The organism is Asticcacaulis sp. MM231, assembly GCF_964186625.1.
Taxonomy (GTDB): Bacteria; Pseudomonadota; Alphaproteobacteria; order Caulobacterales; family Caulobacteraceae; genus Asticcacaulis.
Genome location: NZ_OZ075110.1, coordinates 254,432 through 278,853, shown reverse-complemented (window position 1 = coordinate 278,853; position 24,422 = coordinate 254,432). Strand labels below are relative to the sequence as shown.

Sequence of the window (24,422 nt, the reverse complement as noted above, 5' to 3'; positions counted from 1 at the left end):
GACGAACCGCATGAGCGATCCCTGCGCCCTTAGACGTGCAAACTTTGGGCCAATCCCCGACGGAGATCAGGCCTTCGGGATTGGCTCAGTCTTTGGGGAACGGCGCACCCTGGTCGGGCTCGCAGGTGGGCTGGCGGGTTGAGGCGCGGGCTTGCGTTTGACCGCATAGGCCGCGCCGATGATGACGCCAAACAGGGCCCCGGTCACAACGCCATAATCGGGAATGGTGCCGACCAACAACTGCATCACCAGGATCGGGATGAGGGTCAGCTTACTGGTGCGAATAAGTTCCAGCAGTTGAGGATCGGCCATCCGCGTCTTGGCGAAGACGATCTTGATCAGGAAGCAACCGAAGAAGAAGGCGCCGATCACCCCGGTCGAGGCCAGAATGTTGATGAAGAAGTCCGATGTCCGCACGCCGCCGACGCCGACGCCCATGCCGTAGGTGCCATAAAACGCGTTCATCGCCCATTCGTTCCACGACGATCGTTCCGTAAAGGAGGCCGATTGCGTTTTTTTGAGGATCATGGTGTCGACGAGACTGAAGAGCGTGTTGCGCGTTTCTTCAAACGACAGGATCAGGATGAGGCCCAGGAGGGCAAAGCCGGCGAGCGCCGTGAACTCCCCCAGAGCCTGGCGCTTCTCCTCGGTCGTGCCGATGTTGAGGCGGCGGAAATTGGTCCAGAAATAGACCGCGACCACGACCATCAGGGCGACATAGGCCGTCGATGAGGTGGAGAGCCCGGCGAGCGCGCCGCACAGAAGGGCAAGGGGCATTACCACCTTGTTGCGCATCTCCTGCGAGAACAGGTTACGGCCAAACAGAAGGAGGGCAAAATTGGTGACGGCGACGGTTCCGAAGGCCGAGGCTTCGGGCATCAGGCCGACGACGCGGCGGACCCCGGAGATTTCCCCCTCGGTCATAAAGGCATAGGAGGCGTTGCGGAAGATGTCGAGCATATCGCCCATGCCGACCATGCTGGTGACGAGGTCCATCAGGCCTGTGGCGGCGGTAACTGCGCCACCGGCGATGATCGCCCAGCTGAAATCCCTGGCGAAATCCTTCGTTTTTGTCAGGTGGGCGAAGACGGCCGCTGTCAGGAACGAAATGACGAGGTAGGCGCTTTGCGTCAGGTTACCGCTGGTGGGTTGCAAGGGCTCGGCGATCAGGAAACGGCCGGAGGGACGCAAGGGAATGACGTAGACGTCCCCGATGAAGATCTTCGGCAGGGTAAAGGCGCCGATGACCGCCACGATCGTGAACAGGGTGAGCAGTCCCATATATTTGAGCGTCATGGCGTTGCGCACGACGCCTGAAAACCCGCCGGGCGTCATCATGACCTTGGCCAGAAGGAACATGAAGGCGGCTGCGCCAACCAAAAGACTGATGCCTCCGGTCAGGGCCGGCGGCAGGATGGCGAGCGAGCCAAAGGCCGGCAGGGCAAAGGCGGCGATCAGAAGCCACTTGGTCGGTTTGAACAGGGCAAATCCAAGAAAGGCCAGACACAGTAAGGAGGGGATATTCAGCATCATTTGGCCTTATCGATTCACAATCCGGATCAAAACCATCTGTGACGATGTCCAAACGGATTACAAGAGTTGAAGCAAGTTCTGAGCGGCGCGTTTCCAGGTGAACTGCCCGGCATGCACCTGAGCTTTTTTACGCAAGCTCATCCATGCCTCCTCGTTATCACAAAGATTTTTGATTTTCACCACCCAATCCGCGGGATCGTCCGGATCGGCGTAAATTGTTGCGTCGCCGCAAACTTCGGGCAGGGACCCACAGGGCGCCACGATGGCCGGGCAGCCCAGCAGCATGGCCTCGAGCGGCGGCAGGCCAAAGCCTTCGGTTGTGGACGGAAACGCCAGGCACAGGGCCTGTTCGTAGAGGCCGCGCAACTCCGGATCGCTAATCTTGCCGACGAGCCGGACATTGTCCGGCAAGGGACCATCGATCAGGGCTTCCAGATCGCTGCGTGAGGCGGCGCCAAACAGGACGAGGTGAAGGCTGGAAAGGCGCGGGTCGGCGAAGGCGCGCAGCAGGACCTTGATGTTCTTGTGCGCCTGGGCATTGGCGAGCGACAGGACATAGCCGCGCGGGGACAAACCGAGCCGGCCGGGCGCCGCCGGGTCGGACGTCGTGCGCAGGATATGATCGACGCCATTATGGATGACGTGGATCTTATCGGCGGGCGCCACGCCGTAGGTTACGAGTTGCTCTTTGGAATAGTGCGATACGGTGAGGATGGTCTTGTGGCGCCGGCCGATAAGGGGCTGGATAAACTTGTACCAGATCCGGAAGGGCTTGGAGTAGGAGGCCGGCGACAGGTAGACCTGCGCGTCGTGGACCATGGTCACGGCGTTACGGCTGACGGCGGGGCCCAGATTGCACAGGCTTACGCGTGTTGCCCTGGGGGCGTACCGCGGCAAGTCGAACTGCTCCCAGGGAATCCAGCTGAAGATACCGCCCTGGGTGAAGCCTATGGTCTTCAGGCTAAGGACATGGTGCAGTTTACGCGGCGCGAAGACTTCGAAATCGAAGCGCTCACGGATGCTGGGATCCTCGGCGGACAGGTCGTCCAGCGCGCAGATCAGTTCCTCTGCAACTCGGTGGACCCCGGTGGGCGGTGCCATGAGAAACTTGCCATTAAAGATGATCTTGCGCGTCATGTTTTGGCGACCTGAGGGTTGGCCTGTTTATAGAGTTTGGTCAGATAGGCGCGGACCGGCTCATCGTAGAACTTGAAGGCGAGGTAACTTGCCAGGATGGCGCAAGGCAGGATCACCACACCATAGCCTATTTCGCTGAAAGGGACGTTGAGGTGGAGGATCTTGAACAGACCGGACAGCGTCCACAGGATCGGTGTGTGGACCACATAGAGCGGATAGGACAGGTCACCGAACAAGGTGGCCAGCTTCTGGCCCCTGTCCGGTATATAGGCCATGGCGGCCAGGACGATCAGGGCCGGGAAGCCCAGGACCAGAATGAGGAAGACGAGATTGACGGGCAGGGCGCCCACGGGCAGGCTCAGGAATACAAACAGGACGGCGGCGTAGATCCAGCCGTTGACCTTCAGGGTGCGCGGCATGCGTTTAAACACCTCAAACGTCAGAAGCCCCATGGTAAACGACAACATGACCCGGGAGAACCCTGAGACATAGCCCAGCTTTTCAAATTCCAGCCAGGGCAGGGTGGCCTTGACCGGTCCAAACTCCTGGACCATCCAGCCCCAGACGCCGATACCGCCGACGATCGCAATGGCCAGGAGCACGACGAGGCTGCTGCGGTACATGAACAGGCCAAACAGGATGTAGGCCAGGAATTCAAAGAAGAGGGACCACAGGGCCAGGTTCAGAATGAACATGTCGGCGCTGAGCCCGTCCTGGAAGTTGGGGATCATGAACAGGTTCTGGACCATTTTTACCACGAGCCAGGACATGGGCATGGAGGGGTCGTGGGTGGCCATGGTTTTCAGGGCAAAGCGCACGAATCCCAGAAGAATGCCGATGATGATCAAGGGATAGAGCCGGATCAGGCGCAGGATCAGGAAACGCCCCAGGCCCAACCCGGCCTTGAGGCGATCCGTATAGGAATAGGCCATGACAAAGCCGCTCAGGATGAAGAAGAAATCGACCGCCAGATGCGAGTTGTGGAACCAGGGGTTGCCGTTGCCTTCCAGCCAGTGCAGGAAAATCACCGCAAGCGCCGCGATGCCGCGCAACAGGTCGAGCGCCAGAAAATGCTGTCGTTTCGCGGGCAGCTCAGTCATGGCGCCGGCCTGGCCGGGGCCCTGTTGTGTGTGTCGCGCTTGTCTCGGTGTTTGTCATGATTACCACTCCTCATAGGGACTATGAGGCCATCAGGTTGAAATTTCGTTTTAAAATCAGGCCAGAAACTATAATTTTAGGATCTTGCCCGGATCGACCACGCCGCGCAGGGCGTCTGTGAGGGCGAGAAAATTACCGGCGACACGTCCGGGGCGGTCGACCCAGGGCTCCGGGCGGAGGGATTTGACCAGGTTGGCGACCAGGTGCTTTGATATCTGACCATAGGCCACGCCCCGCGGGATACTGCCCTTCTTGACCATATAGAGGAGATTGGCCACCTGGCTGTAGCCCAGGCGTTTGCCCGGTGAGCGGCCCGTCTTCGAGCCGAGGTGAACGCCGCGCAGACGAAAACTTTGTTTGATCTGGCCAAACGGCGCCAGCCGGCGGGAAAAATCGATATCTTCCCACCAGGCGTAGAGCGGCAGGCGTTCATCGAACTCAACCCTGGCCTCGCGCATGACGCAGACGCGGACCGCCATATTGCAGCCGTAGCCGCCAAAGGTGGTTTCCAAACGATCCGTCGTCAGCGGCGGCAGGGCCTGAATCAGCCTGACCGCGTCATCGTAGAGTATGCCCGGCCCCTGCGCGCCGTCGGCGAGGACGTGACCGGTGGCGATCACCAGATCCGGGTGACGGGCGAACAAGGTTTCGAGCTCGGCCAGGAAGCCGGGCTCAGGCAGGTAGTCATCGTCGAAAAAGACAACAATGTCCTCGTCGCCCAAGGCGCGCAGGATGGCGTTGCGTTGCGCCGGCAGACCGCGCTCACCCTGAACGACCTTGGAGGGGCAGGGATAATCGGTCAGGGCGTCGAGGTCGAGATCGGTGCTTGCCGCGGGGCACAGGTACAGACTGTCGGCCATGCGGGTCTGCTGGCGCAGATAGCCCAAGGTGTCCGACAAGCCCGCGCGCCGTCCGGCGGTCGCTATAGCGATGGCGATTTTCATCCTAGCTCCTCAACCGGGCGACGTTTGGACACCATGGTTTTTATGACCGCCACATCCATCAGGACGCGCTTGCGGTCCAGGGTGAACAGGGCGCCGATATAGACCAGACCCGCCGCAAAACCGCAACCCAAGAGCCACGCGATACCGGCCTTTCCATGCAACATGACATAAAGTGCGGCGCCGGCGAGCGCGGCGCATCCAATGGGACCGGCGATCGCCAGGAGCATAGCGGAGAAGGTGTTGCCGATGATGGGCTGGCAATAGAGTGTCAGGCCCAGCCAATACACGATATTGATCACCGCCAGGCCCCAGGCCACGCCATGCATGCCGATCCAGGGCAGGCAGGCCAGGACGGCGACCCGGGCCACGGCCATCAGGATCGAGGCGATCAGGGGCGGGCGGGCAATGCCCTTGGCATAGAGAACGGCACCGGTCTGCGCCGCCAGGGTGACGAAGGGGTAGGTTACCAGAAGCAGGGTCATCGGATAGATGGTGGAGGTCCATTGCGGGCCCAGCAGCAGGGGGACGACGTCAGGCAGGGCGACGGCCAGCATGATGGCGGCCGGAAAGACGATCAGCGAAATCATCCGGCTGTGGCGCACATAGTGAGACGGTATGGCCTCTTTGTCGCCGCTGAAGCTGAGATAATAGAGATTGTGCCAGATCGGGTTGCTGACGGCCTCGGACAGGAAGCGGGGGATTTGATTGGCGTAGGAATAGTTGCCAAGGAGGGCCGCGCCCAGACTTCTCGACGCCAGGGTATTTTCCATGGTGCGGCCGGCGAGATCGGCCAGGCGTCCGCCAAGGATCGACCCGCCGATGCCCCAGTGATCGATCAGGGCCTTAAAGTCAAAGCGTAGCTTGGGGCGAAAGGGGGAAAAGATATTGAACATCACCATCCGGATGAAGAAGGTGGTAAAATACTGCGCCACCATCGACCAGACACCAAAGCCGTTAAAGGCCATCACAATGGCGAGGCCTGCGCCGATCACATAGCCAATCAGGTCGCCCAGCGACCCGAAGCCCGAACGTCCGGCGCGCAGCATCAGGGCGCTGGGAATGACGGTCGCCGCCACCATCAGAAGCGTGCTGGCCAGCGGCAGCATGATCATCGGCAGCTTGGGTTGCCCCGCAAAGGCGCCAATGACGAAGGAGGCGCCAAACACGAAGCCGGACAACAGGATGCCAGACCCAAGCAGACCCCAGAAGGCGCTCGACCAGACGCGGTGATCCATTTCTTTTTCGCGCGCCAGGGAATCCCCCAGTCCGCCGTCGGAGAGGAGCGATACGAAGGTCAGGATCGGCAGGGCCAGCGCGTACAGGCCCATATCCGCTGGTCCCAACAGACGCGCCATAAGCGGCAACATCACCAGTTGCGTAGCGACCTTAAAGATATTGGCGAACCAGGTCGTAAAGATATTGGCGGCGAGACGCCGGACGCTTGCCATAGAAACAGATTCCGTAGGTGTAGGGTGAGTTATCTCTCTTGCGGCGCTTAGCGCGTATCATAGTGTCATACAAAGACTAGCTTAAGGTTACTTTTTCCATAAACTGCCTCAGTTTTTCAACAAAAACCGATCTGTCAAAGCCCATGGCAAAACAGCGCAGATCAACGGGGCTGAAGGTCTGATGCTGCGCATCCATCTTCACGACGGCTTCCATCAAGGCTTCACTCGTTTGCTCGTGGAACAGGATGCCGGTTTCGCCGTCGATGACAGTCTCCAGCGCGCCGCCGCGGGCGAAGGCAATGACGGGGCGGCCGCAGGCCAGAACTTCGAGCGGCACGATGCCAAAATCTTCAACGCCCGGGAAGATCAGCGCGCGGCAGTTGGCGAAGTGGTGCGCCATGGTGGCATCGTCGACAGCGCCCAGGAAGGTCACGCTTGGGCCGGCCGCTTTGCGAAGTGCGTCGGTTGCGCCCGATCCGATGACGACCAGTTTCTTGTTGAGCCGCGTAAAGGCCTCCACCGCGATGTCGATCTTCTTATAGGGGGTGATCTGACCGGCGCAGATATAGTAGTCACCGGGCGACGGGCTCGCCTCAAATCTTGCGATATCGACCGGTGGGTTGATCACAACCGAGTCGCGCCGGTAGAACTTTTTTATGCGCTTGGCGATATAGGCGGAATTGGCGATAAAATGGTCGACGCGCGCCGCCGTCGTCACATCCCAGGTGCGTAAGCCGGGCGAGGTGAGCGACATGGCCAGCCGGGTCAGCGTGCCGGCATTGGCGTAATATTGCGGATAGAGGTCCCAGATATAACGCATGGGCGAGTGGCAGTAACAGACATGCACCGCATCCGGACGCGTAATCACGCCTTTGGCCGGCCCCGCTTCAGAGGATATGACCAGGTCGTACCCGGTCAGGTCGAACAACTCGAGCGCCATCGGCATGAGCGGCAGCATTTTTTGATAATATTTGACCCCGCCCAGTTTCTGCAGGAACGAGGTGGTGATCTTATGTCGCCTGATCTTGGGCGATAATTTATCGACGTCGGCGACGAGGGCGAAGATGTCGGCGTCGGGATAGAGGTCGCAGAAGGCCTCGAGGACCTTCTCCCCGCCGCGCATGCCTACCAGCCAGTAGTGAACTAAAGCGACTTTCATAAAAGGGTGTCCATCTCACGTCTTAGGGGTACATAACCTGCGTCGGCGGCCGTGGCGGGGGAGGGGTCCGCCCTTGGCCATAACAACGGCACCTGGCCTTCGCCCGGCAAGTCTCTTGCTGCTAAGGAACATGCGGACACATAGCAAGATTTCTTTTCGCAGGTGCGCAAATGACGCCAGGTGCGCGATTGTCCTGCCACAGGGGTCGCCGTTCCATCTATTAAGCAACCTTAATATGTTTTGTTATATGTTTAAGTACACGTGTCTCATTTTGGTTCAAATGTTTAATATAGTTAACAAATACGAGAAATTTGGTCACTTCGTGAAATATAACACTAAATTAACCTAGATTGGAAACTTGCATTTAACTCTAGTTTGGTAGGTTGAGTTTCGAACGGAGTTGTCCCATGTCCTTACGCGCCACAAAATTGAAGCTGCCTCATGCGTCGCCTGTCTCGACGGGTGCGCCGAAATCAGCCAGAAAAGTTTCCGTTGCGGACGCCCTTTCGCACACGGGTCAAGGCTCGCCCGTTCACGATTTCCAGACCGAGATCGAACGCGCCTACTCGGCCAGCCAGAGCATTGAGTTTAATTCAAAGAAAATTCCGTTCGTTGTCACGGTTATCGGGGCTGTGGCTTTCAGCGCTGCGTGCTGGGCGGCGATCATCGGTCTGGTCAGCGCGCTCTAAGCGGGCTCTGGGTCAGGGCCTTATTGTCGTCGTATCAAGGCTTTAAGGGTGCTACTGTATAGGTATGTACAGGAGCGTCTTCCATGCTTAACCCCCTCTCTTTGCTTAAGGCACGGGCGCTTAGCGTCGTTTTCGCCGCCCTGTTGGCTTGCCAGGCGGTACAGGTAAAGGCCGAGGTCTATCCCGCCATGCGCAGCGAAGACGCGCGCGCGACCATCGGCATCAACACCCATGTGAACTACCTCGACACCACCTATGCGGACTTTCCGGCGGTTTTGCGGGCGCTCGATTATGTCGGCGTTGATCATATCCGCGAACTCACGCCGATGCCCTGGCTTTCCGGGGCGGCGCCCCTTGGGTATTATGACCAATTGATGCGGGCGGGCCTGAACATCGATTTTGTCGTGCCAGGCGGCAAGGTCGATCTGGTAAAGTCTATCCTGCCGGTGATCGACCTGGCCAAGGGCAGGCCGGGCAAGATCTCGGCGATCGAAGGCTTCAATGAGGTCGATCATGCGCCGGTCACGTTTGGCGGCGAAACAGGTCCCGGCGCTGCGGTCGCGGCGCAAAAACAACTGTTCTCGATCGTGCGATCGCATGAGGTTTTGAAGGACATTCCGGTCTATGACCTGACCGGCGTCATGCCTTTACCGACCTCGCTGGCCGGCCGCGCCGATTACGGCAATGCCCACCTTTATCCGCAAAACGGATATCCGCCCGACGGCTGGTTTCGCGGCATGAAAGACCTGGCCAGCGCCAGTAAGTTGCCGATGGTGGTGACAGAATTTGGCTATGCCTCCATGCCTGAGAGGGGATGGCTGGTGGTGGGCGTCGATGAGGCCGGACAGGCCAAGGGTATTCTCAGCGGGATTTTTTCCGGGATTGAGAATGGCTTTGCCCGCACCTATCTCTATCAACTTTTTGATGAGAAGCCTGACCCGAACAACGCTGACCGGGAATGGCACTTCGGGCTTTATGACGTCCAATATCGCAAGAAGATAAGCGCTGTCGCCTTGCACAACTTAACCACCCTTCTGGCCGACGCCCGTCCCGATGCCAGATCTTTCGTCACCCAGCCCCTCGATCTGAAACTGTCAGGCCTGCCTGAGAAGGCCCACATCGTGGTCCTGCAGAAAGCCGATCGACGCTACCTGGTCGCCTTGTGGAGCGAGCAGGTGTTTTGGGACCACGTCGAGAAGACGCCCAAGGCGACAAAGGTGACCCCAGTGCGGGTGACCTTACCTGCAGGCGTGACGTCAGCACGCCTTTATGATCCCCTGCTGTCAGAAGCGCCCACCGATGCCGTGATGGATAAGGGCGAACTTGTTATCCCCGTGCCCGATCACCCCGTCCTTCTCGAGCTCATGCCTTAACGGACGGCCGGGGACGGGCGGCCCTTAACCTGAAAAACGAGGTCAAGGATGGCCCCTGCAGCGCCCGCCCTATGGGCAAAACCCCTTACCTGGTAAGATGATGCATTCCTCCGCGTTCAGGTTTTCGCAATATGGATTTTTTGTGACGTGTTGAAGACACACCGTGTGCGAATTTTTGGAGGGGACGCGGATAAGGCACGTAGTTTTTCTGGACGCCGCGGTTAAAAAGGTTAATAGGATGGCAGGTCTACGCTAAAATTATCGCGGCGCTTACTAGGGTATTTTTAAAGGTTGTGTTGTAAATTCAAGCCATTAAACCTTTCCGGCGGGAATGGGGCCTTTTGGGGCCCCGCTGTGGATTTGGCCTGATATACGCTGTTGGCTTGACGACGAGCCGGCCGTATACGCGTTAAACGATAAGTGTCGCCATGCCAGATGTGCGTGGAACGATATTTGCGATGGATGGGAAACAAGCGCACTTATGTTTCATTTAGAGGCAAGTTCATGAAGTCCCTTTCCGTTTTTACACCTGAGATGAGCCGTGAACTTGCCGGTCGAGACCGCGACAAGCCATCTAACCCCCTTAAGAACTACAAGCAGAATATCTTGATCCGGATCCTTGACGTCGTTATTAGCCTGATGGCTATCCTTTTTCTCTTGCCCGTCTTTGTCGTGGTTGCGGTTCTTGTGAAGGTGCAGGATGACGGACCGATCTTCTTCAGTCATGGTCGCATCGGTCTGAATGGCAAAGAATTCAATTGCCTCAAATTTCGCAGCATGTACGTAAAGTCTGACGATATCCTGCGGAAAATCCTGCAATCTGATCCGGTCGCCCTCGCGGAGTGGCGTGCGGATCATAAGCTGCGCAATGACCCGCGCATCACGCCCCTGGGCAAGTTCCTGCGCAAGACCAGCGTTGACGAATTCCCTCAACTGATCAATGTGTTGCGTGGGGAAATGAGCCTTGTCGGGCCGCGTCCGATCATTCGTGCGGAGGTCGTCAAATACGGTTCTTCGTTCCGGCACTATGCGTCCGTGTTGCCGGGCATCACCGGGCTGTGGCAAGTTATGGGTCGCAATGACGTCACCTATAATCGCCGGGTGGCCATGGACCGAATGTTTGCGCGCAAGCGCTCCTTGCGTCTGTACCTGATGATCCTGTTTGCCACCGTTCCGGCCGTCCTCTTCCAGCGCGGCTCCTATTAGGGGGGGCTTTGGGGCCACGGACGCTTCCTCTCTTGCTTGGTCCCCAATGACCATTCTGGCACTTTGATGCCGTCGAGTGGGGGCGTCCAGCCCCTCGCTCACGCCTGATCTTACGGCGACCTGAGGTCTTACGGAGGGGCTACCCTTTGACAGGATGAGCCCGCTTGCGCGGATTATTCAGGGGTGAGGCCTTTGCGACGCGCCTCGTATTGCAGGGCGTCAATCTGTGCGTATAACGCGCTGCTCAGCTCATTTAACTTTTTGCGGCGCTTCTCAAACAGGGTGCGTCCCCGTTCGTCCGTCATGGACAGCGTGTCATGCCTTGCCGACCGCAAACCGGCTGACGTGTAAAACGTATTGACCTCTATAAATTCAATGAAGTCTGAGCACGCAGCCTTACATTTCATGAGTTGCGTGTTGAGACTCTTGTCCTGAAAGGCGTAGATCGCCCCGATCCAGGTGGAGTCGAAGGTGTAACAGAACAAGACGTCCCTATCACTGAAGGCACCGCCGAATTCATGCTCCCTCAGGAACTGCAAGGCGCGGTGATTGAACAGGTCGTTGACTTGCCCGAACAGGACAACGTCATTGGGGTTGGGCGCCTTTGTGTCTGAATCAGAGGCAAGCTCGGCCATGACCCAGGCCGTGAAAGCGCCAAAAACGAACAGCGCTTTCAGGGGGGCAAAGTTTCCGCTCCAGGCGGGCGCGGCGATCACGATGGAAAGCAGGGCGGCCATACCGAGAGATAGCCGGCCCCAGGTCTTCGAAAATACACGCAGTTTCATATCAGTCCCCCATTTCGGGGCCTTTACCATAACTTTGTCATCCGTGATCAAGAAAAAATGACCCATCAGCGCGTGGGTGTGATCCGGATGCGCCCACGCCATGGCCTGGGATAACGAAACCCAGATCCCTTACATCAAGCCGGGGACGTCCCTGGGTGCCAACGGACACATGCGGGGGCTCCCTCATGTTTTTGTAAGACCTGGAGAGCTACGACACGCGGAATGGGATGAATTCGATCTGAAGAAGGCCGTTTGGCGAATTCCTGGGCCAAAGATGAAAATGAGGGACGACCACGCCGTCCCACTGTCTACCCAAGTGTTGTAAATCTTGGCCGAGGCAGAGAAATATCGAAGCAGAAGCAAGTTCGTATTTCCAGCGGTGAGCGATTGGCAAAAGCCAATCGCCCAAACACGTTGAATGCCGCTTTACGCCGAATGGGGTTTGGTTCCGGCGAAATGACCTCCCATGGCTTCCGAAGCACGGCTAGCACGTTGTTGAACGAGGCTGGCCTTTGGTCTGCCGACGCAATCGAACGCGCGCTTGCACACCAAGGCAGTGACACCGTCAGGGCAATTTACCACCGGGGGGCGGCCTTGGGATGAACGAGTACGCATGGCACAATGGTGGTCTGATTATCTCGACAACCTTCGTTTAGTACAATTACCTGAGAGCGCGTTTCCCGAGTGACCACGTACCAGAATTAATTAGGCGCCGCAAACGGCTGACACCCGACGTCAATTACAAAATCTTAATTCGTTTCGAATATTTCGAATATTGCGACTTGTCCTCATAGAGACTATATGAGGGAAAATGACAAGACAAAGAAATGTGGGAATTGATCATGGCTGCACTGCACGCTGAAAATTTCGCTGATCGGATGCCTACGGAAATCGACCGTGAGCGAGCCAATCAACTGCGCCAAATTCTTGCCGAATTGATGTCCGAAGACACGCCGGTTTCAATGAAGCTGGCCCTGGAGAAAGGTCAGATAGCGGAAGTGACTCTGTCACCTTTGTTGGCTCAGACGTTCCTCGATATTTCACGTTTGATCTCCAGTGGAAAAAGCTTCAGCATTATGCCGGTTAATGCCGAACTGACCACACAGCAGGCCGCCGACATGCTCAATGTCTCGCGGCCCTATCTCGTCAAATTGCTCGAAAGCGACGAGATTAATTTTACAAAAACAGGTCGCCATCGCCGGATAAAAGCAGAAGATCTCTTTGCTTATAAGGAGAAGCGTGACTCTGAACGTGCGCGCATCCTATCCGAGATGGCGCGCGAAGATTCAGAGAACGGATATCTATGAGCGAAAGAGCGGATCCGTTTTCAATTGTCGTTGATGCCAATGTGCTCGCTGGTGCCCTGACGCGCAATATCATCCTCTCCTTGGTAGGAGGCCGGATTCTTTCGGCCCTACTGGTCGTCTCGTATACTCGATGAATTTGAGAGATATTGCGCGGATGGTACTGAGAGCGCGGAAAATGCGAAGCGACAACGTGATCGCATTGAGGCGGCTTTTCCGGAAGCTATTGTCACCGGATTGAAAACCATCGAAGACAGCTTAAACCTGCCAGACCCGGAAGATTGTCATGTCCTGGCGGCAGCTATTAAAGCAAAGGCGGAAGTGATCGTTACCGAAAACGTCAAGGATTTTCCTGATGGTGAGTTGGCGCTCCACGATATCGAAATCCTAACTTTAGATCAGTTTGTTGCAGACATTCTCGACCTGGCTGGGCCCGAAGCAGTAGCAGCTTTGCGGATCATGCGAGAAAGGTTCAATAACCCCGAGATAACCGCCGAAGGCTTAATCTTGAAAATCGAAACACTGGGAATGTCAGAGACTGCCGACTTTTTGTCGGAATATAAGGACCTCTTGTAACAAATCCCGCAGTGTCCCCAGTCCCAATCTAAACGCTACTGACTATTAAGGGCGCACCGAAAGCACTTTCAGTCCCCTGAAGGACGTAAAAACGAAATTAAATCAGAGTGCATTATTAGCCGCCGCCCTCCAACCTTGCTTCGTAATCTTAACAAAGAACGCGTCTCCAAGTCCAAGGATGCCGCATCCTATGGCTGTGGCAATAACGGCAGACGCCCCTCGGCCGAGCAAACCAAGGGGCCTGTCGCATACACACTCGGATCTATTTTGAACAACGATCTGAAGGTCTGGGCTTGTGCCACATCAGCGCAAACGCTTGAACTCAGTTCGCCGGCAAGATCATAGTCGGGCACTGCCTTTTTAGCAGCCAAAGTGTCCGTTTTGCGCGCCACCACCAGGGCCCTGGCTTTGTCAGCATCGGCAAGCTTATGGCTATAACCGGAAACCACCACAATCTTGCGCTGGTAAGCGGTCGCGTCTCGCAATTGGACGTGTAGGCGCTCTGCGGCCGCTGGGTCGCGGGTCTGTCCCAACTGGCGTTGCAAGTCTGTGACCTTCGCCTTCTGAACCTGATAGGCAGACAGATCCGTCAGGCGGAGTTCCATGGCCTCCTTCGCCTGGGGCGCGCTTTCGATGGCAAGCTGCTCGTTGAGCTCCTTAATCTGTGCGTCGACCGATGCCGGATCAAATTTCCCGAGATTCAGCGAATAGACGTGCGCGTCGTTGCCCAAATCACCCTTGATCATCGACGCCAACATCGCGGCCCGGTCTGCCGCAAGGTCGTTGTTCCAAGCCGCGGCGCCTTCTTCGGACGCGGTACCGACAACAATATAATAATTGGCGTCGAGATCAGGGGTCTGCGCGAGGCGGCATTGGCTGATGGCGTTCACCGCAACAAACTTGTCGTTGTCAAATACCCAACTGCTGGCCGCCGCGCCCGTCGGGACCCAGTCGTTGTTGCTAACGTCGCACTTCAGTTGAGCGACACCGAGATTGTCGGGTAAGGACAGGGTTTTGATCTGCCAGCTTGGGACGAGGTGGGGCAGGCCCCAAAACAGCAGTGAGCCAACCAGGGCCGCGCCGCTAAACATGCAAAAGCGCGTGAATCCTGTAAGATCTCTGTTCCGGAAGAAGGCATCGCCCGAGAGGCTAATCATGAGCCCATTCGCGAGCAGGGCGAGGGCAAGTATGCCATTGATGATGGCGAAGACTTGGCCCGCGAACGATAGGATAAGCTCCGGACGTCCCAACCTGGGCAACTCAGGGGCAACCGCCCAGTTTCCAATCACGAACAGTAAGAAGGTTACGATCAGAACGCCGGTGTAGGTGAGCCAGGCGGGCAAGAGCTTTTTCGTCGAAGGGGATATGGGAAGAGGCGCCCCAGGCAGAATTTTGTCTTCAATCACCTTCAGGGGTTCAGACGTCCGGGCATGATGGGCTTCATCCGTCTGCAAGTCCGCTAATTGTTCCGTCATAAGGTCGAGTTGCGCCTGCGATCTGGCGATGACGTCACGCAATTTGGCGAGGGCCGCATTAGCCTGGCCTATAAGCCCCTTAAGACCGGCAATTTCGTCCGCAAGCGCGCGAATACGGTCGTCTAACGCCACGCGTTGGCTGTCAAGGTCCGCCTGTTCCGTCTTCGACGCGTCGATCGCGGTCAACAGGTTACCGAGGCTGTTGTCAAGCGCCTGAGCGGCTGCTTCGAGTGCGGCTCGCTGATCGGGTCGGAGAGGGTTGACCAGGCCACCGTTGGCCTTGTCCTTAATCTCGGCGCATTTCATCTTGAGCTCGGCTTGGTATTCCTCCAGCACCTTGATCTGATCTGTAACATGGGCAACCCGGACAAGGCAGGCCACCCGCTGTGTGTGGAGGTCGGTCAGACTTTGCTCTTTGGCGTCCAGATCACGGGTCAGACCCTGCAGGTCGGCCGTTTTGCGGGCGTACCCATCCTGTGCGCCAGCGAGCTCGGCCTTCACCTCATCGATCTTACCCAGAATGCGTTTTGCCACTTCGACCGAGCCAATGACGATGGTCTTTAGCAGCGTCACAAGACGGGTGAATAGGAAGCCGTTCTTGGCCAGTCGATAACCTAGCGCGAGCGGTATGGTTGATATCAGGAGAATGAGAAAATTGAACAGGCAGAAATAGTATTTGTGATCGAGACTGGCCAGGTCAAAGAGCACCCGTATCAGGGTCTTATCCTCAAGCCATAGGGCATCGCTGATGACATTTGTGCCGAACGGTGCGAACGACTTGATGACGGTCAGGTCAATGAGTTTGTAATATTCGCTAACCGCGAAGGCGGCGATGGCAGAAACGGCACTGAGCGAAATGGAGAAGTTTGCCAGATTGCTGGACGGGTTAAAAAGCGCCAGCATCCGTACCAGGAAGGGTTTCTCGTTGGCCGTAAGGGACTGTTTGCTATGCCCCTTCCCCGTTGCGTCGCCGGATAGCGCGTCGGCCCTATCGTCGTCGTCTGGTTTTGTCAGTTTGGAGACGGCGTCGCCGACGAACAAGGCGACAAACGACGCCACAAAGACGAGGGCGATGACCAGGTACCACTTAGTGTACCAGTCGTAGTAGTGCCTGGCCTTGTTGTGCTGGACGAAAACAGGGTCTTGGCTGTCGTGGAGCGGGGTCATGGCAAACCTCTCCACGTCGTGTACGGTCAATCGCGCGCGTATTGCGTCTTTGTTGCCAAGCGGAGCACACTCTGTCGCCACCCTGGCATCACGCGTCGGCGCGCAACGCGCGACCTGGTCGATAATGACATTATAGCTCGTGTACCAGGCCAGCACGGCGAAACAGACCATCACGATCAGTTGCAAGGTCAACGCGGCCTTGGTGTTTCCCGATGTAGGCGGCGGCGTCACGGTTGTCTCGTTCTTCGCGCCCTGAAGCGAGCTTTCGTATTGCCCATCAAACATGGAAGTCCCCCGCCCAATTTTAGGTTAACAATAGTTAACGCTGTCGCTGTGGAGTCAATCTGGGATAGCGAAAGGTTTCGTATTTTGGATAAACGTCGCTCGAAAAGCACACCTTAGACGCGCAACAGACTTGGGCGGACGGAGGACATCTCGCGGCTTCTGAGCCGTCGCGAGGGATGCGTACATTGAAAACGATAAGGCGGCGTGGGTTCAGAACGCGGCCTATGCACGGGCATGGCGCTCCCGATCTGTTGACGCAGGGCAAGCCCCTTCTTGACAGCGGCGCCTGTTACACATGGTCGATCACTCCGATCCCTTGGCGGCCAAGCGGTTTGGACTAGGGTGAAGCGGCAGACGTCAAAGACCATGCCCCTGCCTCGATACGAAACGTCCGCCGACGCAGCTTCGTTTACGGCGGCAGCCGTTGCTATTTTTACCGCTCAACGCGCGCAAAGGCCTTCACAGGTGTAAGCATGTGTGGGTGGCCTTCAGAACATGGCTCAGGCATCGATGGCTCCACACATCGCAGTTTTTAATCTACTATATTGTATTTATTAATTTATTTATTCTATTGATGGTCACCTCAGGCCTGTTGAACAGGCGGGTGGCACAGCTTTTGCGAGTGTCCTTCCCACGTGAACACTTTGGGACAGAAATGCTATGACACATGCCCTTACCAATACACGCTTCGCGTCAAAACATGTCGCCGAGTTTGCCGGACTGAAACGCCTGACAACCCAAAACGCTCTCTTGACGGCCTTCGTATCGCGACATTGCTCGCCAAGATCCGGGCCTGAGCGTAAATACAATCCCGAAGAACCCCTTATCGACATTCTTGTGCGCCTGGATGCGCTGGTTCATACGCAGACCGCGCACGGCAATAGGGCGGCTTAGGCCGTCCTTACATCTTTGCCGACAGGGCTAGCGCACGCCGTGCCAAGGCACGGAGATGGCATGTCCCATCCGTCCCTATGTCGTGTCGACTATGATAAGCGCGTGTTTTCCGAAGCGATTGCATCAGATCAGCGCCTTAGGTTTTAGATTTTGCGCGCCTTTTTGATCCTAAACGTGCCTCACGCTTTTTTAATCCGCGCCTTGCCGCCACGTTCCGACGCCTGCGCCTAAACCGAGGCTGGGTAGACGAACTTCTTGCGGTGCGTTCGAAATATCTCCTGATCCAGTTCGGAGAGCTGTCGCATGCGCCGTCTATGCAGGCCATTGTCCTCAACAATATTGGCCGTCGGGCTCACGTCATAATATTTTCTGACCTGCCGGCTCTGGGGGTGCCGATCGGCATGGACGGCCTTGATGATCCCCAACCGCAGTCTGTCCACACACATGGTTGGGTCGAGGCAAAACGCTGTCACGGCGGTACGCAGCATTGCGGAAAAGTTACGTTGGCGCCAATTGAATCCGAGCTGGTCAAATAGGGATGCCGCCCGGCTCCATCTGTAGACCCAGTCGGGGACATGGGGCGTCATAGACTTGATAATCTCGAGATTACGCATGATTGACAGGTGGAGCTGTTCCTTGTTGCTGGACACAGATCCGCCAACAACCCTGTATCCGACAAGATATTCAGGCACGACCACATACCTGAATTGTGTTGCCAGCCTGAGCTGCAGCAGGTGATCATCGGCACTTTGAGTTTTGGGTTCGCGCTGGTCATCGCGGTAGCCACCGACGCGGATGGCGGCCTCACGCCGAACCATCAGATTGCTGCCGTTGCCAATGACATTGTCGTAGACATGCTGGCACAAAATGAAGCCTTCTGCACGTACGGCTGGCAAGGTGGATAATATGTTATCGTCTTCGTCGATGCGTCGAGACCAGCAATACACCGCCATAACGTCGGCCGGTGCTTCGATCAGACGGATGAGCTGCTTTTCGATTTTCGTCGGATGCCAGATATCATCGGCGTCGAGGGTGGCGATGAAATCCCCGCTGGCTTCGTACAGGGCCCGGTGCCTGGCCACACAGACGCCACTATTGACCTGCTGAACAATGCGAATGCGACCGTCTTCCCGGCGTTGTTGTTCGACAATCTCCATGGTCTTGTCCGTGCAGCCATCGTCAACCACGATGATTTCGAGGTTTTGATGGGTCTGCTGGCGGGCAGACTGCAGCGTCGCCAATATCGTTCGCGCCGCATTATAGGTTGGGATGATTACCGAAACGCGCATTCAGGTGCCTGGCCGAAGTTGTAGGGGTTCGGATTTGTCTCACAAACTACTAAAGGTTTCCTCACTTTAACAGTCTCGCAGGTGCGAAAAGACATGTATAACACCAAGAATTTACAAAATACCACCAACTGCGGCGCCAGATTGCCTGTTTTGCGCGAGCGCGGCGGAATAGGGGCCATGGCACCGGCCTCAGGCTCTTACGTCAGGCAAGTGATGCGTCAATCGCGGCCTTGAGGGAGGGGCCTTCAAGCGCGTACGCCTTTTCACTCTCATGTGTGCCGTCTTGTGACAGGGTGACATCGGTCGTAAAGCCAGCCAGAACGCCACCTGTGTCACACAGGCTGCTCACGTCCCAGATGGCATTCACGTTGGCAACCGTCTTGATCGCCGCGTTCACCGCCCGACGGACGCTGTCCTTAGCGGCGTTTTGAGGGCGCGCCGGCATGATGGTCGACAAGACGCGCCCCTTCCATCCTTGCGTCGTGACGCTGGTGCCTTTGTCACTGGGGACGTTGAAGAGCTTAACGTAGTTGGCGAGAATCTGGTCGGCCGTTTGTCCTAAGGACACGTCGTTGACGCCGAGCCAGCATACGAAGGCGTTCTTGTTGCAGTCCGGCTCGACATAGTTATAGGGGCGACCATAGGTAAACCAGAATGTGGCGTAACGCGAAGCGATGTCGGACCCGTTCATCCCCATATTACGTATCCAGACATCGGGACTTTTGCCGTAAAGATCGTGGAGGACGCGTGTGATGTTGAGATTGCTCGCGGCCGCATCACCCTGGGTTTTGCTGTCCCCGAGAATGACAATATGTTTGTCCGGCTTCCAGCTGTTCAGGTTATAGATGGCTTTGATAGCCTGTGCCACGCTCAGTTCTTCACTCGTCGTCAGACCGGACGCGTAAATGACGAGCGCGAACATATCCTGACGTCCATAGCTCGTCGCGTTTCCGCTTGCCCCTATGCGACCGCCGGACAGAAGAAGTGGAGATAAGGCGTTTAAGCTCTCAACATAGCCATCCCGGCGGATGGTGAGGCTGCCGGCGCGACTGTTATAGGCCGTCAGGCATGGCGTACAGGTTGACAAAAAGCGTGTCGAGCTCGGAAATGATGTCATGCCTCCGGAGATCACCTGCATGGACGGTGTATGTCCACCATCGACGAAAGACCCGAAGCGCATGGCGCTGGTCGTGCCCGTTCCCCAGTTAATGACGTCGACGGCCCGACTTTGCCACGTGTAGCGTGCGGCATGGAACACCGCCGAATTGGCGCGGTCGGCGGAGAGCGCCGACGGCAGATTGAGAAAATCGTTTTCCAAAAAGATGATACATGGCAAGGCGCCCGTGCGGATCAGGAGCTTGGGTACTGACGCGGTTCCAGGGGTTAGGTGGCGCCCACGCCCGGACTGATCGTACCATGTCTGGATGGGGTAGAGACCGTTGCCAATCCCCGACGTATCCAGGCCGTTGCCGCTAAACCCAACACTACGCTTTGCCCCGCTGACGAGGATATCCAGGCAGGGCCCCGTATAGGCCGAAATCAGGCGCGACGTGCCAAAGACGGCGGCAAAAGCCGCGCTCACGGAGGGCAGCGGGTTACTCTGCGCGCCTGCCGACGCACCGTTTGACGCTGAAGAGTCCGAAGACGATGACGACGAGGAAGACGATGAAGATGAGGAAGATGAGGAAGATGAGGAAGAAGATGACGAAGATGACGAAGATGACGAAGATGACGAAGAAGATGAAGAAGATGACGCAGAAGATGACGCAGAGGATGTAGAGGACGACGCTGACCCGCTGGACGAGGCGGCCGCGTCTGACGAGACTGTGACGGAAGACGAGGTGGCCGCACTTGACGACGTCCCGCCTCCGCTTGAGCCTCCACCCGAACCGCCGCCGCAGGCGGCCAGAAGACTGCTCGCGGAGACAGACAGCGTGCCAAGCCCCAAAAGCGCACGGCGCCTTGATAGCCGCGGCCCTTCATTGGGTTGAGTGATCGGTTCAGACCGCGGGCGATCACCGGGAGACGCGGGTTTCTGGCTCATATTCGGCGGGCTCCTAATCTCACTACGGGCTTTGTACGTCGGTTCACCTTGGGCAGGTTAGGCCCAGAGGTCAGACTTTCGCAACCCAGAACTTCACTAGCGCGATGAAGACATTTTGCAACGCACAATGATTTGCACGTCCGTGGACTCACATTTGCTTCGGCCGCACAAGACGTTTCAATCTGTCTCAAATTGTTACAAGCAAGGCCTCTTCGACCAACTTTACCCAGCAATACAACCAAGGCTTCAACATCAATTTTTCATTTTGCGTGGTAATTTCCCGCGTTGCAACCTGATGAAATGGTGGGCATAAAACTCGTGATCGCGATGTCCGCGCGCAGTCCCGTTTACGGTCGCTTGGCGAAGCCTTACGTCTGTAGGCTTGTGGTGCCAGATGGTCTGGGTTGAGGCCTGTAGGCCGGGTCGGCCACTGGGGCAGGGGATCAGAGATTGAGACAGGCGTAAAGACTGGGAGCGTTGGACACGAGAGATGAATATGCGTTTGATCGAAGAGTGGCCGCCCGCAGGGCGGGTGTCTAAGGCCGAAAGCCTGCCTGTTATTGGTGCATCGCGACGCGGCCTTGGGCCGCTGACCGGCTATTGGCACGATCATTCCGTGGACACCTCACCAAAATCGACTTCCGAGGGTTGGGTTTTACCCTTCGTGAAGGCCCTTTTCCGGCCACGCCAAGGGGTTGCTGACGCTCACCAACCGCAAAACCCGCCTGAGGTCTTGTCCAAGCCCTCGACAATTGACCGTCTGACCTACGCCATTGGCGATATCCATGGGCGGTATGATCTGTTCGCCCTTGCCATAGAATATATCCGTCACGATGCCAGAGCCCTCAACGAGCGGCCAAGGATTGTCTTATTGGGCGATTATATCGATCGGGGGCCGGATTCGGCGCAGGTGCTCAGCGCCATTATTGATCTGCGCGCACAGGACTGGTGTGATACGGAAGTCTTATTGGGCAACCACGAACTGTTTATGATCAAGTTTGCCCTTGATACGCAAAGCGGTGCTCCCTGGCTTAACTATGGCGGCCTGTCCACCCTTGCGTCGTATGGCATAACCCCTCCGGCCGACCGAAACGACCCAGACGCGTGGCAGGCTTTACAGGATGAACTGCTCGTCAAGATCCCGCGCGCCCATCTCCAGCTTTTGTCCCATGCCCATATTTACTTTATCGCCGGCGATTATCTGTTTGTGCATGGGGGCGTTGCGCCGGGGGTTCCCGTCGAGGAGCAGACCGTCGACACCCTGCTTTGGATACGCGAGGCCTTTTTAAAGTCGCCGCGCGCTTCGGAGTATGTTGTCGTTCACGGTCATTCTGCCAAGGCCACGGCCGACAATCATCGTTGGCGTATCGGCGTGGACACAGGTGCCTATGCTACAGGCGTTTTGTCCGTCATGCGATTGAATGGGCCCGAACGACGCCTGATCCAGGCCAAACTTTCGGGCGTGATCACACCCCCCTAAACCTAGCGGCGTGAACGCGCATCGAGGCTCAGTTGAAGTAGGTCGGCCTGCGTATTCTATGGCGAGGCGGCATGCGAAGACAGAAAACCCAGGCGAAAGCACAGGCGAGGCGCCATCTCACAAAGGCTAAGGCCTCCACGATCGGATGGCCCTTGGGTTGATCATGCGGTGTCATGTGTCGTCTCCTAGGGAGGGAGTAAACACGTTTTAGATTTCTAGAGATTTAACTTTCTGTGCTTTTGCAGATATTTTAACACCAATCCGCCGATTGGGTGACACCCGGCGGGCGGCGTCCGGCGATGCTTACGGCAAGATGTCAGATCTGATGACAGTGGCTCAGATGGCGCACAGGAACGACCTTGTTGATCTGTGCCAGTTCGGCGCCGGCACGGCAAGCGCGCTCACGACGGCTTTGAACACGACGGGTTGTAGCGTCAATATTCCAGCCCAGAACACAGCTAAGTCCTGAATGGCTTCTCGCGCCAGGCCGACGTACAAATCCTGTTTCCCTATAAGGTTGCGGCCGCGCATTCGGCGCCGGCCATTGTAGGCGAGTTTGATCGCCTGAGCGCCCTGGCCAAAATCCTGGAGGGTTCGCGGGCCTATACCTATTTCGAGCCACTGCCGGTCGAGCCTGTGGCCTGGGCGCTCACGCTGGTGCCTGGATCTAGCTTTGCGACGCGTCAGTTCCAGAATATTTTATGCACATGCCGTCTACGGATGATTTTCAACTTGAAAAGCAGAGGCACTATAACCCAGCGGATTGTTGAGGCGCCGAGGACAATCATGATCAGGACGCCGCACAGAATGATCAGCGAAGCGTCTGGATCTGACGGTGGCGTTTTTAGGGTAACGACATGCTCAATCCTGCTAATCAGGTTAGCGACCTTATCTTCCGTCATCGTGCCTCCTTGGCGCGATCACGTGTAAGACAAATGAAAGCAGGGCACAACGTGAATACCCTGAAGCGTGTAAAGCGGATGATTTTGAGAAGTTCGTACCTTTGTCCATGCGAATTTAGCAGGGCCTGCGTGCCTTAGGTCTGCAGAGCGACGTCCCGGATAAGCGCCGAGCCTACTGCTTTGGGGTGTTATGGCGGACCCGCGGGATCGGGGTGGGTTGTGCTTTGCTATCCCCCCAGCGGTCAGCCATGGGGTTCAGCGGCTCTTCTTGTCTTTGGAGGCCGCTCGCCGGGTCAAGGCTGCGTGCCCTTGCAGAGGGGCCCGCGTCGCTCTGGAGAGAGCCGGCCCGGATTCGCTCATCTCCCGTCACGGTGACCCGAGGGCGGATTCGAATGGATCAGCTTTTCGAGGCGGTTGAGGATGTCCTCAAAAGTCTCCTGAGCGACGGGAGCGGGTTCTGTTCGGTCAATATATTTTGCGATGAACCGCCGCAAAAGCATGTTTTGAGTAATAAGGCGACGTAGACTTTTCGTTTCTTCGGCGCGTTCGGAGGCGCCCAAAGGAGCTGTCGTCTCCTTCATCATACGATTTTCCATTCCAGGATCCCCAAATCACTTTTTTTCGTTTGTGCGCCGAGTCTGGTAAAAAAATCTAGTCACGCTTCCGAAATATTTGAGATAAATTTTGCGCGTCGCGGCACCGCTTACACCCAAGGTTAATTCCTCGCGCAAGGTGATCCCTCAGACCGGGTGTTTAACCCCGTTTGTCGCATGAAGTTGCATTTTTTGTGCGATCTCATCCACTATCTCCCGCGCTTCCCGGCGTCGATCACTGGCCTCTTTGCCCTGGTTAGGCGAAGGCGGCGCCTGGTCTGAAGGAGCTGACTGCAGATCCTTATGGCTCTCAATGGCGCGCGCGGCCAACAGCAACAAAAGGGCCTCACTGAGCGCCTGCTTGCGTTGGAGCCTGGCGATCTTTCTTTCCAGTTTTTTGATCAGATCTTTGGACTTCTGTCCCAAAAAGCAACTCCCTCGCTGGCGGTAGAGGGATACACCCTTACAGCCAAACCTACGACATGTGGCGTCGCAATGTAACCCGAATTCACCGCCCAGGAGACAAATTTTCTGAGGATAGTCGATGCCCCGCCGGCTCTGCAGCTTTCGCGCCCTGGCGCTTTGCAAAGGGCGTTCTCGTCTTTTCTAAGGCCCGGATTAAGGGGTTCAGCGTCCCATTGTCCGGTTGTGAGGTCCTGGCAGAAGCGCCCGGGCATTCCGGGCAGAAAGTGATCCCGCCGGGTGAGGATTGCCGATGAGGAGAAGGGGGCGTCGAGGACTTAAGCCCTCGCCAATCGCCTCGGTCACCCTCTGCACGGCGCCTCTTTTGTGTTCGGTTCGCGTGCCAGACGACCAGGCCACTGACTTGCCAGGACGCGGGCTTTTTACCCAGGGCGCACCACGGACCCTCCAGGCCGTCGCTACGACGACGCGCGCGAATAATCAAAGGGCATCGAGGCCACGTTGCGTTGTGCTGACAAGCCGGTGCTGAATGGCCCAAGGCCGTCCACCATTAAGGTC

The 24,422-nt window shown here is 56.9% G+C and carries 21 protein-coding genes and 1 pseudogene; 9 read left to right on the top strand and 13 right to left on the bottom strand.

The genetic code is table 11. The annotated features are described in order from the left end of the window. Positions 1–66: 66 nt before the first annotated feature. The 6 genes from ABQ278_RS20425 to ABQ278_RS20400 all read right to left on the bottom strand — a co-directional run bounded on the left by ABQ278_RS20425 (position 67) and on the right by ABQ278_RS20400 (position 7,379). Positions 67–1,533, bottom strand: a complete 1,467-nt coding sequence (locus ABQ278_RS20425; protein ID WP_349322861.1) for a hypothetical protein — start codon at positions 1,531–1,533, stop codon at positions 67–69. Positions 1,534–1,590: 57 nt separating this feature from the next. After that, positions 1,591–2,670 carry a glycosyltransferase family 1 protein gene (locus ABQ278_RS20420; protein ID WP_349322860.1) on the bottom strand — a complete coding sequence of 360 codons (1,080 nt, stop codon included), beginning with the start codon at positions 2,668–2,670 and terminating at the stop codon, positions 1,591–1,593. Continuing rightward, positions 2,667–3,770, bottom strand: coding sequence for an acyltransferase (locus ABQ278_RS20415; RefSeq protein WP_349322859.1), 1,104 nt, complete (start codon positions 3,768–3,770; stop codon positions 2,667–2,669). Before ABQ278_RS20415 ends, ABQ278_RS20420 begins: the two co-directional genes overlap by 4 nt. A 126-nt stretch (positions 3,771–3,896) precedes the next feature. Further along, positions 3,897–4,772 carry a glycosyltransferase gene (locus tag ABQ278_RS20410; protein ID WP_349322858.1) on the bottom strand — a complete coding sequence of 292 codons (876 nt, stop codon included), beginning with the start codon at positions 4,770–4,772 and terminating at the stop codon, positions 3,897–3,899. Further along, positions 4,769–6,220 carry an oligosaccharide flippase family protein gene (locus ABQ278_RS20405; RefSeq protein WP_349322857.1) on the bottom strand — a complete coding sequence of 484 codons (1,452 nt, stop codon included), beginning with the start codon at positions 6,218–6,220 and terminating at the stop codon, positions 4,769–4,771. Before ABQ278_RS20405 ends, ABQ278_RS20410 begins: the two co-directional genes overlap by 4 nt. A 76-nt stretch (positions 6,221–6,296) precedes the next feature. Then, positions 6,297–7,379, bottom strand: a complete 1,083-nt coding sequence (locus ABQ278_RS20400) for a glycosyltransferase (RefSeq protein WP_349322856.1) — start codon at positions 7,377–7,379, stop codon at positions 6,297–6,299. Positions 7,380–7,786: 407 nt separating this feature from the next. Here ABQ278_RS20400 and ABQ278_RS20395 point away from each other — a divergent pair, with 407 nt between their 5' ends. The 3 genes from ABQ278_RS20395 to ABQ278_RS20385 all read left to right on the top strand — a co-directional run bounded on the left by ABQ278_RS20395 (position 7,787) and on the right by ABQ278_RS20385 (position 10,647). Beyond that, a complete protein-coding gene (locus ABQ278_RS20395) occupies positions 7,787–8,068 on the top strand; it encodes a hypothetical protein (protein WP_349322855.1) in 282 nt (93 codons plus the stop codon). Positions 8,069–8,151: 83 nt separating this feature from the next. Next, positions 8,152–9,441 (top strand): hypothetical protein, encoded by a 1,290-nt coding sequence (locus ABQ278_RS20390; RefSeq protein WP_349322854.1) that lies wholly within the window; start codon positions 8,152–8,154, stop codon positions 9,439–9,441. Positions 9,442–9,945: 504 nt separating this feature from the next. After that, positions 9,946–10,647, top strand: a complete 702-nt coding sequence (locus ABQ278_RS20385) for a sugar transferase (protein ID WP_349322853.1) — start codon at positions 9,946–9,948, stop codon at positions 10,645–10,647. Positions 10,648–10,820: 173 nt separating this feature from the next. On the opposite strand, the gene ABQ278_RS20380 is transcribed toward ABQ278_RS20385, so the two are convergent. Beyond that, positions 10,821–11,432: a hypothetical protein gene (locus ABQ278_RS20380; protein ID WP_349322852.1), complete on the bottom strand. Its 612-nt coding sequence runs from the start codon at positions 11,430–11,432 to the stop codon at positions 10,821–10,823. A gap of 169 nt (positions 11,433–11,601) precedes the next feature. Here ABQ278_RS20380 and ABQ278_RS20375 point away from each other — a divergent pair. The 3 genes and pseudogenes from ABQ278_RS20375 to ABQ278_RS20365 all read left to right on the top strand — a co-directional run. Further along, positions 11,602–12,120, top strand: a pseudogene (locus tag ABQ278_RS20375) (site-specific integrase); the annotation flags it as partial. A gap of 154 nt (positions 12,121–12,274) precedes the next feature. Further along, positions 12,275–12,739 (top strand): helix-turn-helix domain-containing protein, encoded by a 465-nt coding sequence (locus ABQ278_RS20370; protein ID WP_349322851.1) that lies wholly within the window; start codon positions 12,275–12,277, stop codon positions 12,737–12,739. Positions 12,740–12,862: 123 nt separating this feature from the next. Then, positions 12,863–13,312, top strand: coding sequence for a PIN domain-containing protein (locus ABQ278_RS20365; protein ID WP_349323058.1), 450 nt, complete (start codon positions 12,863–12,865; stop codon positions 13,310–13,312). A 188-nt stretch (positions 13,313–13,500) separates the two neighbouring features. Here the strand turns inward: ABQ278_RS20365 and ABQ278_RS20360 are convergent, their stop codons facing one another. Further along, positions 13,501–16,239 (bottom strand): hypothetical protein, encoded by a 2,739-nt coding sequence (locus ABQ278_RS20360; protein WP_349322850.1) that lies wholly within the window; start codon positions 16,237–16,239, stop codon positions 13,501–13,503. Positions 16,240–16,899: 660 nt separating this feature from the next. On the opposite strand from ABQ278_RS20360, the gene ABQ278_RS20355 reads away from it, so the two are divergent. Then, positions 16,900–17,133 (top strand): hypothetical protein, encoded by a 234-nt coding sequence (locus ABQ278_RS20355; RefSeq protein WP_349322849.1) that lies wholly within the window; start codon positions 16,900–16,902, stop codon positions 17,131–17,133. A gap of 227 nt (positions 17,134–17,360) precedes the next feature. Here ABQ278_RS20355 and ABQ278_RS20350 read toward each other — a convergent pair whose 3' ends face one another. Beyond that, positions 17,361–18,422 carry a glycosyltransferase family 2 protein gene (locus tag ABQ278_RS20350; RefSeq protein WP_349322848.1) on the bottom strand — a complete coding sequence of 354 codons (1,062 nt, stop codon included), beginning with the start codon at positions 18,420–18,422 and terminating at the stop codon, positions 17,361–17,363. Positions 18,423–18,624: 202 nt separating this feature from the next. Next, entirely contained in the window at positions 18,625–20,004 is a 1,380-nt protein-coding gene (locus tag ABQ278_RS20345; RefSeq protein WP_349322847.1) for an SGNH/GDSL hydrolase family protein, read from the bottom strand. Between ABQ278_RS20345 and ABQ278_RS20340 the strand changes: the two genes are divergently transcribed. Next, positions 19,973–20,413, top strand: coding sequence for a hypothetical protein (locus ABQ278_RS20340; RefSeq protein ID WP_349322846.1), 441 nt, complete (start codon positions 19,973–19,975; stop codon positions 20,411–20,413). The genes ABQ278_RS20345 and ABQ278_RS20340 overlap by 32 nt on opposite strands. A gap of 549 nt (positions 20,414–20,962) precedes the next feature. Then, the gene (locus ABQ278_RS20335; RefSeq protein ID WP_349322845.1) at positions 20,963–21,946 is read left to right on the top strand and encodes a metallophosphoesterase; all 984 of its coding nucleotides are present in this window, start codon (positions 20,963–20,965) and stop codon (positions 21,944–21,946) included. Positions 21,947–22,629: 683 nt separating this feature from the next. On the opposite strand, the gene ABQ278_RS20330 is transcribed toward ABQ278_RS20335, so the two are convergent. The 3 genes from ABQ278_RS20330 to ABQ278_RS20320 all read right to left on the bottom strand — a co-directional run bounded on the left by ABQ278_RS20330 (position 22,630) and on the right by ABQ278_RS20320 (position 23,867). Further along, complete coding sequence (locus ABQ278_RS20330; protein WP_349322844.1) at positions 22,630–22,848, bottom strand: hypothetical protein; 219 nt, start codon at positions 22,846–22,848, stop codon at positions 22,630–22,632. 356 nt (positions 22,849–23,204) lie between these two features. Then, the gene (locus tag ABQ278_RS20325) at positions 23,205–23,432 is read right to left on the bottom strand and encodes a hypothetical protein (RefSeq protein WP_349322843.1); all 228 of its coding nucleotides are present in this window, start codon (positions 23,430–23,432) and stop codon (positions 23,205–23,207) included. A 156-nt stretch (positions 23,433–23,588) separates the two neighbouring features. Further along, positions 23,589–23,867, bottom strand: coding sequence for a hypothetical protein (locus ABQ278_RS20320; protein WP_349322842.1), 279 nt, complete (start codon positions 23,865–23,867; stop codon positions 23,589–23,591). Positions 23,868–24,422 lie beyond the last annotated feature (555 nt).